The sequence below is a fragment of the Paracoccus sp. N5 genome (assembly GCF_000371965.1).
In the GTDB taxonomy this organism is placed as follows: Bacteria; Pseudomonadota; Alphaproteobacteria; order Rhodobacterales; family Rhodobacteraceae; genus Paracoccus.
The window spans coordinates 557,670-574,489 of record NZ_AQUO01000002.1 but is presented as its reverse complement, the minus strand read 5'-3'; the positions used below and the strand labels follow the sequence as shown (position 1 = coordinate 574,489).

The window sequence follows — 16,820 nt, the reverse complement described above, 5'->3', positions numbered from 1 at the left end:
TCACCAGCGGATGCACATCGGCAAGTGCTGCCGGGCCGGTGCCGCCGTCAGTCCAGCCCCTCGCGGAACTCCGCGATCAGCGCCTTCACAACCGTGACAAGGGCTTCCTCTCGCGTCGCGCCGGCGTTCATGGCCGCGGCATGCACCGCGCGTTGGCGTTCCGCGGAATTGCCCTCTGCCACCAGGGCGCGCAGCCGCGCCGCAGCGGGCTGGCTGTCGAGCGCATCCGCATCCTCGCCGATCAGTTCCAGCCAGTCCTCGGCCATCTCGGCAGCAGGCTTCAGGCGGTTCTCGCCAAAGTCGATCAGCCCTTCGGTCAACCCATAGCGGGCGGCCCGCCAGCGGTTCTCGGCCAAGAGGAAATTGTCGTATTGCCGCCAGCGCATGTTCCGCCGCGACAGCCGCCACAGCATGCGCAAGCTCGCCTGGATCAGCGCGGTCAGCGTCAGGGTGTCGTCAAGGCGCGGGCAGGCATCGCAGACCCGGGTTTCCAGCGTCGGGAAGCGCGACGAGGGCCGCAGATCCCACCAGATCTTGCTGCTGTCCTCGATCAGGCCCAGCGAAGTCAGCGCCTCGACCGAGCGTTCGTATTCCCCCCAGCTCGCCAGCCGCGGCGGCAGCCCGGTGCGGGGATAGCCGCCGAACACCGTGGTGCGATAGGAGGCGAGCCGCGTATCCTCGCCCTGCCAGAACGGGCTGGAGGCGGACAGCGCCAGAAGCTGCGGCAGGAAATACGAGAACTGGTTCATCAGGTCGATGCGCAGGCTGTCCTGGGGGATTCCGACATGCACATGCATGCCGCCGATCAGCATCCGCCGGGCCACGCCGCCCATCTCTTGCGACAGCTGGTTGTAGCGGCTCTTGTCCGTGTGGTCCTGGTCGCGCCAGTCCGCGAAGGGATGGCAGGCGACCGAGATCGGCGCCAGCCCGAAACCGGAGGCCTGATCCGCCACGGTCCGGCGCAGCCGCGTCAGCTGCCGCCGCGCATCCGTGATGTCCGTGGCGACCGGCGTCGCGACCTCGATCTGGCAGCGCAGGAATTCCGGGCTGACATGATCGCCGAGTTCGCGCCGGCAGGCCTGCATCAGGGCATCGGGCGCCTCGGCCAGATCGCCGGTCTCGGCATCGACCAGCAGGTATTCCTCCTCGATGCCGAGAGTGAAGTCCATGTCGCAGCCCATGCGGCCCTCCCGGCGGGTCGATTGCAGTTCGCCGGGTCAACGCTGCCGGCCGGGCGATGTTCCACGGAACGACCGTCCGGCCGGCGCCGAGCTTTGCGAACACCCCGTCACCGGAGCGGTGGGCGATCAGCCATGCAGCACCGCGCGACGCGCCGCCGACCAGCGCATCAGCAGGTGATCGACCATCAGCCCCATGAAGGCGACGGCCAGCCCCAGCACCAGCCCCTTGCCGACATCGGTGGCCGAGAGCGCCCGCTGCATCTCCTGCCCCAGGTCCTGCGTGCCGATGAAGGCGGCGATGATGACCATGAACAGCGCGAACATCACCGACTGGTTCAGCCCGACCATCAGCGTCGGCAGGGCCAGGGGCAGGCGCACCGACCAGAGCAGCTGGCGCCGGGTGGCGCCGCTCATCTCGGCGGCCTCGACGGTCTCGGGCGGGACGTTGCGCAGGCCCTCGACGGTATAGCGCACCAGCGGCACGGCGGCAAAGACCACCACCGCCGCGACCACTGCCACGTCGTTGACGCCGAACAGCATCACCACCGGGATCAGGTAGATGAAGCTGGGAAAGGTCTGGAACGTGTCGCAGGCCAGCAGCACCGCCTTGGCCCGGGTCTCGCGCCCGGCGGCCCAGATGCCCAGCGGCAGGCCGATCAGCAGCGCCAGCGCCACCGCCGTGCCGACGGTATAGACGGTGATCATCGCCCGGTCCCACCAGCCCGACAGCGCGATGGGCAGGATGAAGCCCAGGCAGACCAGCGCCGAGCGGGCGCCGCCGATGCGCCAGCCCAGGGCCGCCAGCGCCAGCAGCACGCCGACGAAGGGCAACCACAGGATCGCGTCGCGCAAGGGGATCAGCACCCAGGTGATCAGGAACCACCGCAGCCAGTCGGTCAGCGGCCGCACCACGCCCAGCAGCATGTCCATCACCGCGTCGATGGGGCCGGCGATGCTGAGCGCCTGGCTGCGCTCGACGACGTGGAAATAGGGCACGGCGCGGGCCAGCAGGAACCCCGCCAGCACCAGGCCGAACCAGACCAGCAGCAGCCGGTGCCGCGCGACCCAGCCGGCGCTGGCCTCGGCATGGGCAGGCTGGTGCAGCGCCCAGGCCTTGGACAGCCGATCCAGCGCCACGGCCAGCAGCACGATGGTGATGCCGATCTCGAAGGACAGGCCGATCTTCAGCGCCTGCAACAGTTGCAGCAGCTTCTGCCCCAGCCCCGGCATGCCGATGAACGAGGCCAGCACGACCATGGCCAGCGACTGCATGATGACCTGGTTGACGCCGATCAGGATCTCGGTCCGCGCGGCGGGCAGGCGCACCCGCGTCATCACCTGCCAGCGGTTGGCGCCGGCCATCTGCCCGGCCTCGATGATCTCGGGCGCGACGCGGCGCAGGCCCAGCATGGTCATGCGGATCATCGGCGGCACCGAGAAGATGATGGTGACGATGGCGCCGGACTTGGGGCCGACGCCGACAAAGACCACGACCGGGATCATATAGGCGAAATGCGGCAGCGACTGCGCCAGGTTCAGGACCGGGTTCAGCACCCGCTCGAACCGGGGCCAGCGCCAGCCCATGATGCCAAGGCCCAGCCCCAGCGCCACCGCGACCGGGGTGGCGACGGCGATTACCGACAGCGTCTCCATCGCCCATTTCCACTGGCCCATGACGGCGATCCAGACGAAGGTGCCGCCGGTCAGGGCCGCCAGCCGCCAGCCGCGCAGGGCATAGCCTGCCATGGCCATGGTGACGGCGACGACCACCCAGGGGATCGGGCCCAGATGCGGCCAGCGCGAGCGGCCGTAAAGCAGGTTCGCCGTGGTATCCAGCGCCGCCTCGACCGCGCCGGCGAAGGCGCGGGTGACGTGGATCAGCCCCAGGTCGTCGCGCAGGAAATCGAAGACCGCATTGATCCAGCCGGCAAAGGGCAGCACCAGCCAGTCCGGCGGCCTGACCAGCCCGGCCGGCAGCAGCGGCTTGGCCAGCACCAGCGCCAGCGCCAGGCCGGCCAGGATCCAGGCCGCCTGCGCCGGGCGCGCCGCCCTTGCCCCGCTCATGGCCGGTCCCCCAGGATCAGGTCGGTCGCCGCCTGCCGGTCGAGCAGCCCGAGCAGGCTGCCGTCCGCCGCCGCGACCGGGATCTGCGGCCGCGGGTCGGCCAGGATGGCGCGGGCCATGTCATGCAGCACCGCATCCCCCGGCAGCGCCGCGCCGTGCACGTCGCCCGCCGCCGGGGACGCCAGCGCCGCCAGCCGCACCACGCGGGCGCGGTCGATCTGGGCGGTGAACTTGGCGACATAGGGCGTCGCCGGCGCCATGACGATGCGGTCCGGCGTGTCGCATTGCTCGACCGCGCCGTCCTTCATGATGGCGATGCGGTCGGCAAGCCGCAGCGCCTCGTCGAAATCATGGGTGATGAAGACGATGGTCTTGTCCAGCGTGCCCTTCAGCCGCAGGAATTCGTCCTGCATCTCGCGACGGATCAGCGGGTCCAGCGCCGAGAAGGGCTCGTCCAGGAACCAGATCGCCGGCTCGATCGCCAGGCTGCGGGCGATGCCGACGCGCTGCTGCTGGCCGCCCGACAGTTCGCGCGGGAAATGCTCCTCGCGGCCGGTCAGGCCGACCAGCTCCAGCATCTCGCGGGCGCGGGCGATGCGGGCGGCGCGGGGCTGGCCGCGCATCTCCAGCGGAAAGGCCACGTTCTCCAGCACGTTGCGATGCGGCAGCAGGCCGAAGCTCTGGAACACCATGCCCATGCGGCGGCGGCGCAGCTCGATCAGCTGGGTCTCGGTCAGCGAGCCGATGTCCTGCCCCTCGACCGCCACCTGCCCGGCCGAGATGTCCAGCAGCCGCGACATGCAGCGCACCAGCGTGGACTTGCCCGAGCCGGACAGGCCCATCACCACCAGCATCTCGCCGCGCGGAATGGTCAGGCTGACGTCGCGCACGGCGGCGACGCAGCCCGCCGCGCGCAATGCCTCGGCCGAGGGATTGCGGGCCAGCAGCGCCTGCACCTGGTCGGGACGCGGGCCGAACACCTTCCAGACGTTTCGGCAGTCGATCACGGCATCGCGCTGGTTCATCGGGCCTCCGGCGGTGACGGTTCCATCCGGGGCCGTGCCGTGCTGGCCGGGCCGGGGTGACGGCGGGGCAAAGGCCGGGCCCTTGCGGGCCAGCCGATCGGGCGAAAGCAGCTGGTTCATTGCAGCCACGGCTTCCAGACCGTCTCGTTGCTCTCCATCCAGGCCTCGGCGGCGTCCTCGGGTTCCATGCCGTCGACATCGACCAGCTTGGCCATCTCGGCGATCTGGGCATTGGTGAAGGTGACCTTGGCCAGCGCGGCATAGGCGGCGGGCCATTTCTCCTTCATCCCGTCCCAGGCGGCGATCTTGAGATAGCCGTTCGCCGGGTTGCCGCAGTCATAGACCTTGTCCGGGATCGGGCCGACGGCGGGATCCTTGTCGCAGCCCTCTTCCCATTTCGGGAACTCGACGAATTCGCCGGGCCAGACCGCCTCGGCGAAATTCGGCGTCCAGTTGAACAGCACGATGGGGGTCTTGCTTTTCTCGGCCGCGGCCAGTTCGGCCCAGAGCGCGGCGGCCGAGCCGGCATTGACCACGGTGAAGTTCATGCCAAGCGCGTCGACCTTTTCCGCGTCATGCTTGAGCCAGTCGACCGGCCCGCCCAGGAAGCGGCCCTTGTCGCCGGTCTCGGCGGTGGCGAATTTCGCCGCGCAATCGTTCAGGGCGTTCCAGTCGGGCAGGCCCGGACAGGCCTCCTTGGTCCACAGCGGATACCACCAGTCCTCGCGCGTCACCGCCTCGTGGGTGGCGGCGTCATGCAGCCCGCCCTTGGCCAGCGCGGCGTTGAAGGCGGCGCCGAACGCGCCCTCCCAGACCTCGACCTCCAGCGCCACGTCGCCCAGCCGGATGGATTCATAGACCGTCTGGCTGTCGGACGAGACATATTCGACCGAATCGCCCAGTTCCTCGAACATGCGCCCGACGATATGGCTCATCACGATCTGGCTGGACCAGTTATGCGTCGGGATCACGATCGGGTCCGAGGAATCGGCGGCCTGCGCCAGCGAGGCCGTGACGGAAAGGGCCGCTGCCGAAGCAAGCAGCAGAGCTGTGTGTTTCATGGTCTTTCCCTGTTGAAGCGCCCTGTTTCGCGGGCAGGCGGGCGGTTGCATGGCCACCCTTCGTCCTTCGACGCTAGGATCCGGATGTGAACGTGTCAGGCCCTTGTGATGAATGGGCTATGGAATGATGTGAGAAAATGTTAACAGAATGCAGGGAGCAGCCAGGGAAACCGCCGATGACCGGCCGAGCCAGCCATATCGTGATCATCGAGGACGAGCCCGTCACCCGCGGGGCGCTGACCGCCTATCTGCAATCCTTCGGCCACCGAATCACGGAATGCGCCAGCGCCGAGGCGGCGGACCGCGTGCTGGGCAGCGATCCGGCCGACCTGCTGATCGTGGACATCAACCTGACCGGCAAGGACGGGCTGGAGATCACCCGCGAGCAGCGCGCGCGGTCGGAAATCGGCATCATCCTGCTGTCGGGCCGCACCGACGAGGTCGACCGCATCGTCGGGCTGGAACTGGGCGCCGACGATTACGTCTGCAAGCCCTTCAACCGGCGCGAGCTGGCGGCGCGGGTCAAGAACCTCTTGCGGCGCACGGCGGCCATGCGGCAGATGGCGCGGCGCACGGTGGAATTCGCCGGCTTCCGCTTCGACATCGCCGGGCGCCAGCTTTACGACACCTCCGGCGCGCTGGTGTCGCTGACCCGCGCCGAATTCGAGCTGCTGCGCGCCTTCGTCGGCAATCCCGGCGTGGTGATGGACCGCGACCGGCTGCTGGCCAATATCACCCACCGGGTCGATGACAGCAGCCAGCGCACGGTGGACGTGCTGATCCGCCGGCTGCGGCGCAAGCTCTGCGACGACCCCAAGGCACCGCGCATCCTGGGCACCGCGCATGGCGAGGGCTATGTCTTTACCGCCGCGCTGAGCTAGGCCGGCAACAGGGCAAGCTCGCGCCGCATCGCCTCGGCGCCCGCCCGGGCCAGGGCGGCCAGATCGTCCCACAGAGCGCCCGCCGCGCCGGTGCCGTCGGCCAGGGCGCATTCAAAACGCTCCAGCGCCGCCGTCAGGTCGGAAAGGCCGAAATTGCCGCTGGCCCCGCGCCAACGATGCGCCGCGCGGGCCGCCGCCGTGGCATCGCCCTGCCCCAGTGCCGCCTGGATCGCCGCCATGTCGCCGGCCATCCCGTCCAGATAGAGCCGCGCCAGCATGGCCACCTGCGCCGGCGGCAGGTCGGCCAGCGCCGGGGCCAGGACGGCCGCCGGCACCGGCTCCGCATTCGGCCGGACCGTCGCCAGCGCGCGCTGCAGATCGGCCGGAGCCAGGGGTTTCGACAGCACCTCGACCATGCCGGCGGCATGGCAGGCGGCGATTTCCTCGGGCTGGACATGGGCCGAGATGCCGATCACCGGCAGGCCTTCGGCGCGGCGGCGGATCGCGCGCGCCGCCTCGATCCCCGACATGCCGGGCAGGTTCACATCCATCAGCACCGCGTCGAAACGGTCCTGGTCCAGCCGGGCCAGCGCCTCCTCGGCGCAATCCGCCATCGCGAAAGCATGGCCCGCCTCGGCCAGGTAGCCGTCCAGCACCATGCGGTTGACCGGGTGGTCCTCGACCACCAGCAGGCGCAGCGGGCGGGCGGGGGCGGCCGGCGCGGCGGCGGCCGGGGCCTCGGCCGGCGGGAAACCGGCGCGGAACCGGAACAACGCGCCCTGCCCCGGCGCGCTTTCCACCGACAGCGTGCCGCCCATCGCCTCGGCCAGCCGGCGGCTGATCGCCAGCCCCAGGCCGGTGCCGCCATAGCGCCGGGCGGTCTCGGGATCCTCCTGCTCGAACAGGCCGAAGATCCGCTTCTGCGCTTCGGGCGCGATGCCCTTGCCGGTATCGGCGACCTCCAGCACCAGCACGATCCCGGCCGGACCCGGCTCGGTCCGCAACCGCAGATCGACCCCGCCCGCGGCGGTGAAGCGGATCGCGTTGGAGAGCAGGTTGAACAGCACCTGCCGCAGCCGCGCCGCGTCCCCCATCAGCCAGCCGCAATCCGGCGCGTCGATGCGCAGCCACAGCCCCTTGTCCTGCGCCGAGGCCGCCATCAGCATGGCCGTTTCCCGCACCAGCGCCGCCGGGTCGAAGGGCGCCGGCCGCAGCGCGATGTCGCCGTCCAGCGACTTGGCGTCGTCCAGAAGCGTGTTCAGCAGCGACATCAGCCCCTCGCCCGAGGCCAGCGCCGCCACCACCCGGTCGCGGGTCCGCCCCGCCAGGTCGTCCTGCATCAGCCCGTGCAGCAGGCCCAGGACGCCGTTCATCGGCGTGCGGATCTCGTGGCTCATCATGGCCAGGAACTGCGACTTGGCGCGGTCGGCGGCCTCGGCATGGGCGCGGGCCTCGGCATGGGCGGCAACCTCGCCGCGCAGCCGCTCGGTCTGCTCGTCGACCAGCTGGCGCAGCTCCTCGCGGTGGCGGCGCAGCTCCTCGAGATTGCGGTCGCGTTCGGCCGCCAGGGCGCGGTTCTCGAGCGCCTGCAGGCGAAAGACCTCGACCGCCTGCTCCATGCGCGAAATCTCGTCCTCGCCGCGCGGCACCACCTCCTCGTGCAGGTCGCCCGCCCGCAGCCCGCCCATGCGCGCGGCCAGCGCGTCCAGCCGCCGGGTGATCTTGCCGCGGACATAGAACCAGACCACCCCGGCCGAGACCATCAGCGCCAGGAATGAGCCGATGGCCGAGACGATCAGCGTGCGGCGGATGGCGGCCTGCGCCGCCTCGCCGGCGCGCGTGGCCCGGCCGACGATGCTGTCGGCCAGCGCCGCGGCCTGGGTGTCGAGCCGCAGCGCCGCGTCGCGCAACTCGGCCTGCGCCGCCGCCGTCTGCGCGTCCAGCGCGATCAGCCGCGCGGTCAGGCCGGGGAAATCCTCGGTCCCGGGCGGCGAGGCCGCGGCCGGGGTGATCCCGCGCAACAGCGCCAGCGCCCGCTCGGCCCGGCTGCGGTCGGGCACCGTTTCCAGCCGGCGGGTCACCACGCCCAGGCGCGCCGCCAGTTCGGCGCGCAGCTGCTCCAGGTCGTGCTGGCTGCGGGTCTCGCCGATGCGGTTCAGGAGCAGGGCGATTCCGGCGACATGGCCGCGCAGCTCGAACATCTGGCCCAGCTGGAACAGGTCGACCTCGATCAGCTTGTCCAGCATCTCGGCCAGCGTCTCACGCCGGTTCCACAGGTCATAGAGGCTGGCCACCCCGGCCGAGACCGCCACCTCGACATTGGCGGCCAGCGTGTCGGTGATCTCCAGAAGCTCGGTGGTCGCCGTCAGCCCCTCCTCCAGCCGGCGGCGCTGGTCGGCCTCGGCGGCCAGCCGGCGCTGCACCAGCTGGTCCAGCCGGGCGATGCCCTGCCGCACCTCGGATTCCGAACGCGACAGCGGCGCCGGGGGCGGCTGGCCGGTGCTTTCATAGCGCCGGATGCGGTCGCGCAGCGCATCGACCTGGTCGAACAGAAAGGCCGCACGTTCGCGCCGGACATGGTCGTCGGTCACCGCCGCCAGGTCCGGGGCAATGGCGACGACGCGGCTGCTTTCCTCAGCAAAGCCGCGCACCTCGGCGATGGCGGGGATGGTCTGGGCGATCAGCCGGCTTTGCCGGTCCGCCAGGTCGCGCAGCTCCAGCCAGCCCAGCACGCCCATCAGGCCCGGCGCGCCGGCGATGACCACAAAGGCCAGCAAAAGCTGCCAACCCAATCGCGACTTGCGCGTGAACAGCCCCAAGCACTACCCTCCGCCCTGCCGGATGCCCGCAGCGGGCCGGCCAAGGCTAATCGGAACCGGGGCCGAAGTCACCGCCATGTCGACCGCCATCTTCCCAGCCCGATGCCTGCGCGCCCTTGCGGCCGTCGCCACCCTGCTGCTCGCTGCTGGCCCGGCCCGGGCCGAGACTTGGCCCCTGCAGGTGTTTTCGCAGCCCTTCCGGGACGACAGCCCCTCGGTCCGACTGGATTATGCGCCCTTGGAGCACGCCGCGCGGCCCTGGAACCTCTGCGTGCTCTATCCGCATCTGAAGGATGCCTATTGGCTGGGCGTCAATTACGGCATGGTCGAGGAATCGCGCCGGCTGGGCGTCGGCTTCGACCTGTTCGAGGCCGGCGGCTATCCCAACCCGGCGCGGCAGATCGCGCAGCTGCACGCCTGCGCCGATCCGCGCTATGACGCGGTGGTGGTGGGCACGGTCTCCTATGACGGGTTGACGCCGGTGCTGAGCGAGCTGGCGCGGCAGAAGCCGATCATCGCCGTGGTGAACGACATCGAGCCGGGGCCGATCACCGCCAAGGCCAGCGTGCCCTGGCGCGAGATGGGCCGCGCCGCCGGGCTGGAACTGGCCCGCCGCCACCCCAAGGGCAGCCCGCCGGTCAGCGTGGCCTGGTTCCCCGGCCCGCGCGGCGCGGGTTGGGTGGGCTTCGTCGAGGACGGCTTCCGCGCCGCCATTGCCGACAGTTCCGCCCGCGTGACCAGCGTGCTTTACGGCGATACCGGCCGCGAGGCCCAGGCCCAGCTGGTCGAGCAGCTGCTGGCCGAGGGCCCGGCGCCCGACTATCTGGTCGGCAGCGGCCCGATGGCCGAGGTGGCGATCTCGATCCTGCGGGCGCGCGGCGAGCTGGACCGGGTCGGCATCATCTCGACCTATATCAGCCCCGGCGTGTTTCGCGGCATCATGCGCGGCCGCATCCTGGCAGCACCGACGGATTTCCCGGTGATGCAGGGCCGGCTGGGCATCGAGATGGCGGTGCGCGCGCTGGAGCACAGCCTGACCTTTCGCCACGCCGGCCCGGCCATCGTCACGGTCACGCCCGGCACGACGGCGGATTTCGACCATGACGCCAGCCTGGCCCCGGCCAGTTTCTCGGCGCGGTTTTCCTATCACGGCGAGGATTGAGAGCGGCCATGCGCCGGAAGCTGCATCGGCGCGCCGCTCGCCGAAGCGGCCTCAGGCTTGCCAGACGACCGAGCCCCACAGAAGCCCCGCGCCGAAGGCGGTCATCAGCATCGGGCCGGCAGGCAGCGGCCCCTCGGCGGCGCGACACGACAGGGCCAGGGGCATGGTGGCGGCCGAGGAATTGCCATGGCGGGCCAGCGTGCCCAGGCATTCGGCCCGGTCCAGCCCCAGCCGGGCGCCGACCTGCGCCAGGATGCGGCCATTGGCCTGGTGCGCCAGCCAGGTGGCGATCTCGGGTGCGGTCAGGCCCGCCTCGCGCAGCGCCGTCTGGCTGGATGTCGTCATCCCTTCGACCGCGCGGGCAAAGACGGCCCTGCCGTCGGGCATGTCCATCGCGAGCCCCGCATCGCCGGTCCGGAACGGCTGGCGAGAGCCGCCATTGGCGATGCGGATCAGGTCATAGCCCGCCCCGTCCGAGCGCAGGACCGAGGCCCGCAGCCCCTTGGCGGGATCGGACGACGCCGCCAGCACGACGGCGCCCGCGGCATCGGCGAACAGGGCGCGGGTCGCGATGTCGCCCGGCGCGATGCGGCGCGACAGGATGTTGGCGGCGATGACCAGCACCGCCTGCCCCGTCGCCCGGACATGGCCGGCCCCCAGCACCAGCGCCTGCAGGAAGCCCGCGCAGGCCCCGGCCAGGTCCATCGCCCCCGCGCCAAGGCCCAGGCGATGCGCCACCAGAGGCGCGGTCGGCGGCAGCAGGTGATCGGGGGTCGAGGTGGCAAGCAGCAGCAGGCCGATGCTGCCCGGCGCCAACCCCGCCTGCTCCAGCGCCATCCGCCCGGCCGGCACGGCAAGATCGCTGACCGCCTGATCCGGCGCGGCATAATGCCGGCTGTGAATGCCGGTGCGCGCGGCGATCCAGCCGGGCGGCAGGTTCAGATCGGCCTCGATCTCGGCGTTATCGACCCGCCGCTCGGGCAGGTAGTGGCCAAACCCCGCCATGACCACGCCGCGCGCTGCATCATCCAAGGACATCGGCGGCCTCCAGCATGGCGTCGTGACAGGCGCCGAGCTCGGCCTGGGTGCTGCAATAGGGCGGCAGCAGATAGACCGTATTGCCCAGGGGGCGGATCAGCAGGTTGCGCTCGGCAAAGAAGCGCAGCAGCGCCGGGCCGGTTTCGGCCATGTAGCGGCCGGGGCCGCCGATTTCCGCCGCAAGGATCGTGCCCAGCTGACGCGCGCCCGAGATCCCGGGATGCGCCGCCAGCCTTGCCAGCCCCTCGGCCTGCGCGGCGGCGACGGCGTCGATCCGGGCCTGGACCGGCTCCCTCTCCCACAATTCCAGATTGGCGAGGGCGGCGGCGCAGGCGATGGGGTTGGCGGTATAGCTCGAGGAATGGAAGAAGGTGCGCCGCCGGTCGGTCGAGAAATGCGACTGGTAGATCTCCTCGCGGCACAGCGTGGCGGCCAGCGGTAGGTGGCCGCCGGTGATGCCCTTGGACAGGCACAGGATATCGGGCACCACGCCGGCGTGATCGCAGGCCAGGAAGCGCCCGGTGCGGCCCCAGCCGGTCATCACCTCGTCGGCGATCAGCAGGACGCCATGGCGGGCGCAGATCGCCGCCATCCGGGCCAGGACGCCGGGGGGATAGAACAGCATGCCGCCCGCGCCAAGCGCCAGCGGCTCCAGCAGCAGGGCGGCGGTTTCGGGGTTGCGGGCAAAACGCTCCAGCGCGTCCAGGGTCGCCTGTTCCTGCCCCGGCGCGGGAAAGGGAAGGCGGTCCACGGCATAGAGCAGCGGGTCATAGGGTTGGGTGAAGGCGCCGCGCTCGCCCGCCGACATGGTGCCGACGGTATCGCCGTGATAGCCGTTCTGCATCACGACGATGCGGTGGCGCCCTTCGCCCCGGTGCCGGAAATGGCCGAGCGCCATCTTGATCGCCACCTCGACCGCCGTCGAGCCGCTGTCGGAAAAGAACAGCCGCGTCAGGGCGTCGGGCAGGCGCGCCAGCAGCTTTTCGGCAAAGCGCTCGGCCGGCTCATGGGTGTGGCCGGCAAAGATCACCTGGTCCAGCCGCCCGGCCTGCCGCTGGATCGCCTGCACGATATGCGGGTGGCAATGGCCATGCGTCACCACCCACCACGACGAGATGGCGTCGAACACGCGCTGGCCCGTGGCGTCGGTCAGCCAGGCGCCTTGCGCGCTGGCGATCGGGCGCATGGCGGGAAACAGCGCGTGCTGGGTGAAAGGGTGCCAGATCGGGCTCGTGGTCATGAAAAGCGGTCCAAGGGGAAGCAGGCGTCGAAGGCGGTGCGCAGGCTGCCGGGGGCCAGCTTTTGCAGCAGGGGCAGCCGGCCAAGCCGGCGGGTTTCGCCCATGCGGCAGATGGTCGATTCCACCGCGGGCGCCTCGGGGCCGATGAAGGCCACGCCATGCAGCGGCACCCCGGCGGCGCGCAGCGCGGCGATGGAAAGCAGGCTGTGGTTGATCGTTCCGAGCGCGGTGCGGGCGCAAAGGATCACCGGCAGCTGCCAGCGGGCGAAGACGTCAAGGAAGCTGGCGCGGTCGTTCAGAGGCACCATCAGCCCGCCCGCGCCCTCGATCACCAGCGGCCGGGCGGGCGGCAGGGTCAGGGCGGCCTCGTCGATGGTCACGCCCTCGGCCGCGGCGGAGAGATGCGGAGAGGCGGGCAGCGCCAGCCGCCAGGCTTCGGGCAGAACCGGGCAGCCGGACAGGCGGGCGACGGTTTCGCTGTCGGTCTCGCCCTCCAGCCCCGACTGCACCGGCTTCCAGTAGCTTGCCTGCAGGCGGGCGGTCAGGGCGGCGGCAAACACCGTCTTGCCGATGCCGGTATCGGTCCCGGTCACGACGAAGGCCGTCATCGGATCACCTCGTGCAGCGCGGCAAAGACGGCGGCCAGCGCCGGATCCTCGGGGTTCAGGGTCAGCGACAGGCGCAGCCGCTCGGCCCCCTTGGGGACGGTGGGCGCGCGGATGGCGCGGATGTCGAAACCCAGCGCCTGCAACCGCGCGGCGGCGGCAAGGCAGCGGGCGTCGCCGGGCAGGATGACCGGCTGGATCTGGCTGCCCGAGGGCACCAGGCCGATACCGCGCGCCAGGTCGCCCGCCCGCGCCACCCGGGCCAGCAGGGCATCGCGGCGGGTGGAATCGGCGGCCAGATGGGCAAGGGCACCGCGCAGGACCTCGGCCAGCAGCGGCGAGGGCGCGGTGGAATAGATGAAGCTGCGGGCGCGGTTGACCAGCGTGGCGATCAGCACCGGATCGGCGCAGACCAGCGCGCCCTGCACGCCCAGGGCCTTGCCGCAGGTGTGCAGCGTGATGACGTTTTCCCGCCCCGCCCAGGGTGCGGCAAGGCCCCTGCCCTGCGGTCCCCAGATCCCCGTCGCATGGGCCTCGTCCACGATCAGGAAGGCACCCTCCTCGGCGGCCAGATCGGCCAGCGCCCGGACCGGGGCAAAATCGCCGTCCATCGAGTAAAGGCTTTCGACCGCCAGCCAGACTTGCCCGCGCCGCCCTTCGGCCCGCCAGCGCCGCAGGGCGTCGCGCGCGGCGCCCGGGTCGTTATGGGGAAAGCTACGGGTTTCGGCCGCCCCCAGCCGCATCCCGTCCAGCGCACTGGCATGGATCAGGGCATCGTGCAGCACCAGGTCGCGCGCGGCGGGCAGGCTGGAAAAGATCGCTAGGTTGGCGCCATAGCCGGACCCGAAATAGAGCGCGCCGCCGCTGCCGAAATGCTGCGCCGCCGCCGTTTCCAGCGCCGCGAATGCCGCATGATTGCCGCGCAGCAGCCGCGCCGCGCCGGCGCCGGGGGCATGGCCGCGGTCCAGCGCATCGCGCGCCAGATCGCGCAGCAGGTCGGACCCCGCCAGCCCCAGATAGTCGTTCGAGGCGAAATCCACGCCCGAAACCGGCTGCAACGCCCGCGCCCGCCGGCGTTGCACCAAGGCTTCCAGCAGCCCGCGCTGGCCGTCGAGCGGGCTCATGCTTCGGCGCCGTCCCGGGCCGGGGCCTCGGGGCGCAGGCCCAGCCTGTCGAACAGCCGGCGGTCGCGGTCCTCGGCGGGGTTGGCGGCGGTCAGCAGCGTATCGCCCATGAACAGCGAATTCGCACCGGCCAGGAAGCACAGCGCCTGCATCTCGTCGCTCATGCCCGTGCGGCCGGCCGACAGGCGCATGTAACTGGCCGGCATCAGGATGCGGCCCAAGGCCACCACGCGCACGAAATCGAAGGGATCGACCGGAGCCGCCTCGGCCAGCGGCGTATCGGCCATCGGGATCAGCATGTTGATCGGCACGCTTTGCGGGTGTTCGGGCAGCGTGGCCAGCGCCAGCAGCATGTCGATGCGGTCGCCCGCGGTTTCCCCCATGCCCAAGATGCCGCCGGAGCAGACCTTGATCCCGGCCTCGCGCACGCGGGCCAGGGTGTCCAGGCGGTCGGCGAAGCTGCGGGTGGTGATGACCTGCGGATAGAACGCCTCGGATGTGTCGATGTTGTGGTTATAGTAATCCAGGCCCGCATCCTTCAGCCGCAAGACCTGGGTGTCGGACAGCATGCCCAGCGTCATGCAGGTTTCCATTCCCAGCGCGCGCACCCCGCGCACCATGGCCTCGATGGCCGCCATGTCGCGGTCCTTCGGCTCGCGCCAGGCGGCGCCCATGCAATAGCGGGTGGCGCCCGCTGCCTTGGCCTTGCGCGCCTCGGACAGGACCCGCTCGATCTCCATCAGCTTCGAGGCCGGCAAGGTCGAGCCATTGCGCGCCGACTGGCTGCAATAGCTGCAATCCTCGGCACAGCCGCCGGTCTTGACCGACAGAAGGCGGCTCATCTGCACCTGGTTGGGGTCGAAATTGGCGCGATGCACGCTCTGCGCCTGAAACAGCAGGTCCATGAAGGGCTGGTGATAGATCGCCTCGGCTTCGGCGCGGGTCCAGTCGGTCCGCAGGGCGGTGCGCGGCAGGTCTTTCGGCATGGCTCTCCCTTTCGACGCGGGAAATTATCTATAAAAATTCCGATTCCCGCGCCAATATGTGCCGAGAAATCTACCTCCTGTCCATTGCCGCGCGCGGATGGGATTAATTATCTATAATTCAGCCTAAGGCCTCGCCGGATGTGGCGGGACAGGATCTGCGCGGCCAGGTCGATGTCGCGCCCTTGCAGGGCCGAGAGCATGGCGCGGTGGTCGCGGTCCTCGCGCGGCAGGCCCGCCGGATGCCCGGCGCCCAGTTGCCGGGCCATGCGGCTGGCCGAAAGCTGCAGCCGCTCGATGGTCTGCATCAGGCGCGGCATCGGGCAGCCCTGCAACAGGAGGCTGTGAAAGCTCTGGTTCGCCGCCTCCCATTCGGCCGGGGTGGCGGCCCGCGAGCAGGCATGATCGGCCTCGGCAAGCACCGCCAGGTGGCCGGGCGGATAGGCCTCGGCGGCGTGACGCAGGGCCAGTGCCTCCAGCGCGGCGCGCATCTCGATGGCTTCGGCCAGGGCGGCGCGGTCGGCCAGGGCCACCCGCACGCCCCGGCGCGGCAGCGATTCCACCAGCCCCTCGGCCTCGAGCCGCCGGAACGCCTCGCGCACGGGGACGTGGCTGGCGCCGAATGCGGCGGCGATCTCGTCCTGGCGCAGCCGTTGGCCGGGGGCCAGTTCGCCCGCCTCGATCTGGCGGGACAGGGCGGCAAAGACGCGGTCGGCAAGGGTGGGGTCGGGCGAGCGGGTCATCCGGTCCTGCGCATGATGGCAATCCGGCCAGACCTAGCTTGAGACGCCAGGCCGCTCAAGCCTGGCGCGCGGCCTTCAAGCGAGCCGTGCCCGCAGCGCGGTCGAACGACCCGGACGGACGGTGCAGCGCGCGAGGTTCACCATTGCTCGGATCATCTCTCCGGACACCCGGATCGACCGGGCACCTGTGGGCGGCGCCGTCGAGCCAGTCGCGGATGATGTCACGGTGCCGCAAGATGCGCAGCAGCCGTTCGTCCACGGTGGCCATGTATGGCCGGCGCGGGCGACGCGATGTTCGCACAACCGCTCGGGCACAAGCGCGATCCTCTCGGCCTCGATCACCGCCATCCAGTGAAACGGGTTGTCCTCGAAGAAGAAGTCGCCGACCGGGAAGCGAAGCCCGGCCCGTTCGACCAGGTCGCGGCGGTAGAGCTTGCGCCAGGGCACCGAGATGAAACGCAGGATCTCGCGCCGGGTGGCCGGGGTCAGGTCGAGGGTCGTGGCCTGGGGATAGGGCGACCAGCGCCCGGTCTCGGCCGGCTCCTTCAGCAGGCCGTCGGATTCGTCGAGCAGCATGTAGCGGCTCATCGCCAGGTCGGCATCGGATTCGGTGCGGCGCGCCACAGCTTCTCGAACATCTCGGGGGCATAGCGGTCGTCGCCATCGGCAAAGCCGATGAAGTCGCCGGTCGCCACCTCCATGCCGGCATTGGCCGCCGTGGCGACGCCGCCGATGCTGTTGGTCGGCAGCAGGATCGGGCGGATGCGGGCATCGCGGGCGGCAAAGTCGCGGATGATCTGCGGGGTCGAGTCGCCGGACCGTCGTCGACGACGATGATCTCGATATCCTCGAGCGTCTGGCGGGTGATGCAGCCCAGGCATTCGGCGATGTAGC

Annotated in this window: 15 protein-coding genes; 2 read left to right on the top strand and 13 right to left on the bottom strand. The window is 70.7% G+C overall.

Annotated features, from left to right (window positions below; translation table 11 throughout):
• Positions 1-47: 47 nt before the first annotated feature.
• The 4 genes from PARN5_RS0117120 to PARN5_RS0117105 all read right to left on the bottom strand — a co-directional run bounded on the left by PARN5_RS0117120 (position 48) and on the right by PARN5_RS0117105 (position 5,331).
• The gene (locus tag PARN5_RS0117120) at positions 48-1,181 is read right to left on the bottom strand and encodes a carboxylate-amine ligase (protein WP_018000994.1); all 1,134 of its coding nucleotides are present in this window, start codon (positions 1,179-1,181) and stop codon (positions 48-50) included.
• A 126-nt stretch (positions 1,182-1,307) separates the two neighbouring features.
• Positions 1,308-3,245 (bottom strand): ABC transporter permease subunit, encoded by a 1,938-nt coding sequence (locus tag PARN5_RS0117115; protein ID WP_018000993.1) that lies wholly within the window; start codon positions 3,243-3,245, stop codon positions 1,308-1,310.
• Positions 3,242-4,270: an ATP-binding cassette domain-containing protein gene (locus PARN5_RS0117110; protein ID WP_026155530.1), complete on the bottom strand. Its 1,029-nt coding sequence runs from the start codon at positions 4,268-4,270 to the stop codon at positions 3,242-3,244. The genes PARN5_RS0117115 and PARN5_RS0117110 overlap by 4 nt, the downstream gene beginning before the upstream one ends.
• 116 nt (positions 4,271-4,386) lie before the next feature.
• Complete coding sequence (locus PARN5_RS0117105; protein WP_018000991.1) at positions 4,387-5,331, bottom strand: ABC transporter substrate-binding protein; 945 nt, start codon at positions 5,329-5,331, stop codon at positions 4,387-4,389.
• A gap of 176 nt (positions 5,332-5,507) precedes the next feature.
• Between PARN5_RS0117105 and PARN5_RS0117100 the strand changes: the two genes are divergently transcribed.
• Positions 5,508-6,212: a response regulator gene (locus tag PARN5_RS0117100; RefSeq protein ID WP_018000990.1), complete on the top strand. Its 705-nt coding sequence runs from the start codon at positions 5,508-5,510 to the stop codon at positions 6,210-6,212.
• Here the strand turns inward: PARN5_RS0117100 and PARN5_RS22515 are convergent.
• On the bottom strand, positions 6,209-9,031 hold the full coding sequence (locus PARN5_RS22515) for an ATP-binding protein (protein ID WP_157404073.1): 2,823 nt from the start codon (positions 9,029-9,031) through the stop codon (positions 6,209-6,211). The genes PARN5_RS0117100 and PARN5_RS22515 overlap by 4 nt on opposite strands.
• A gap of 76 nt (positions 9,032-9,107) precedes the next feature.
• On the opposite strand from PARN5_RS22515, the gene torT reads away from it, so the two are divergent.
• The gene (torT, locus tag PARN5_RS0117090; protein ID WP_018000988.1) at positions 9,108-10,193 is read left to right on the top strand and encodes a TMAO reductase system periplasmic protein TorT; all 1,086 of its coding nucleotides are present in this window, start codon (positions 9,108-9,110) and stop codon (positions 10,191-10,193) included.
• Positions 10,194-10,244: 51 nt separating this feature from the next.
• Here torT and PARN5_RS0117085 read toward each other — a convergent pair whose 3' ends face one another.
• The 8 genes from PARN5_RS0117085 to PARN5_RS22990 all read right to left on the bottom strand — a co-directional run bounded on the left by PARN5_RS0117085 (position 10,245) and on the right by PARN5_RS22990 (position 16,807).
• On the bottom strand, positions 10,245-11,231 hold the full coding sequence (locus tag PARN5_RS0117085; protein WP_026155529.1) for a beta-ketoacyl-ACP synthase 3: 987 nt from the start codon (positions 11,229-11,231) through the stop codon (positions 10,245-10,247).
• Positions 11,218-12,471, bottom strand: a complete 1,254-nt coding sequence (locus PARN5_RS0117080) for an adenosylmethionine--8-amino-7-oxononanoate transaminase (RefSeq protein ID WP_018000986.1) — start codon at positions 12,469-12,471, stop codon at positions 11,218-11,220. The genes PARN5_RS0117085 and PARN5_RS0117080 overlap by 14 nt, the downstream gene beginning before the upstream one ends.
• Positions 12,468-13,079, bottom strand: coding sequence for a dethiobiotin synthase (gene bioD / locus PARN5_RS0117075; protein WP_018000985.1), 612 nt, complete (start codon positions 13,077-13,079; stop codon positions 12,468-12,470). Before bioD ends, PARN5_RS0117080 begins: the two co-directional genes overlap by 4 nt.
• Positions 13,076-14,200 carry an 8-amino-7-oxononanoate synthase gene (locus PARN5_RS0117070; RefSeq protein WP_018000984.1) on the bottom strand — a complete coding sequence of 375 codons (1,125 nt, stop codon included), beginning with the start codon at positions 14,198-14,200 and terminating at the stop codon, positions 13,076-13,078. The genes bioD and PARN5_RS0117070 overlap by 4 nt, the downstream gene beginning before the upstream one ends.
• Complete coding sequence (gene bioB, locus PARN5_RS0117065) at positions 14,197-15,174, bottom strand: biotin synthase BioB (protein ID WP_232419482.1); 978 nt, start codon at positions 15,172-15,174, stop codon at positions 14,197-14,199. The genes PARN5_RS0117070 and bioB overlap by 4 nt, the downstream gene beginning before the upstream one ends.
• Positions 15,175-15,293: 119 nt before the next feature.
• On the bottom strand, positions 15,294-15,926 hold the full coding sequence (locus PARN5_RS0117060; RefSeq protein ID WP_018000982.1) for a GntR family transcriptional regulator: 633 nt from the start codon (positions 15,924-15,926) through the stop codon (positions 15,294-15,296).
• Positions 15,927-16,001: 75 nt separating this feature from the next.
• Entirely contained in the window at positions 16,002-16,550 is a 549-nt protein-coding gene (locus PARN5_RS22995; RefSeq protein ID WP_026155528.1) for a hypothetical protein, read from the bottom strand.
• Positions 16,511-16,807 (bottom strand): glycosyltransferase, encoded by a 297-nt coding sequence (locus tag PARN5_RS22990; RefSeq protein ID WP_026155527.1) that lies wholly within the window; start codon positions 16,805-16,807, stop codon positions 16,511-16,513. Before PARN5_RS22990 ends, PARN5_RS22995 begins: the two co-directional genes overlap by 40 nt.
• Positions 16,808-16,820: the final 13 nt, after the last annotated feature.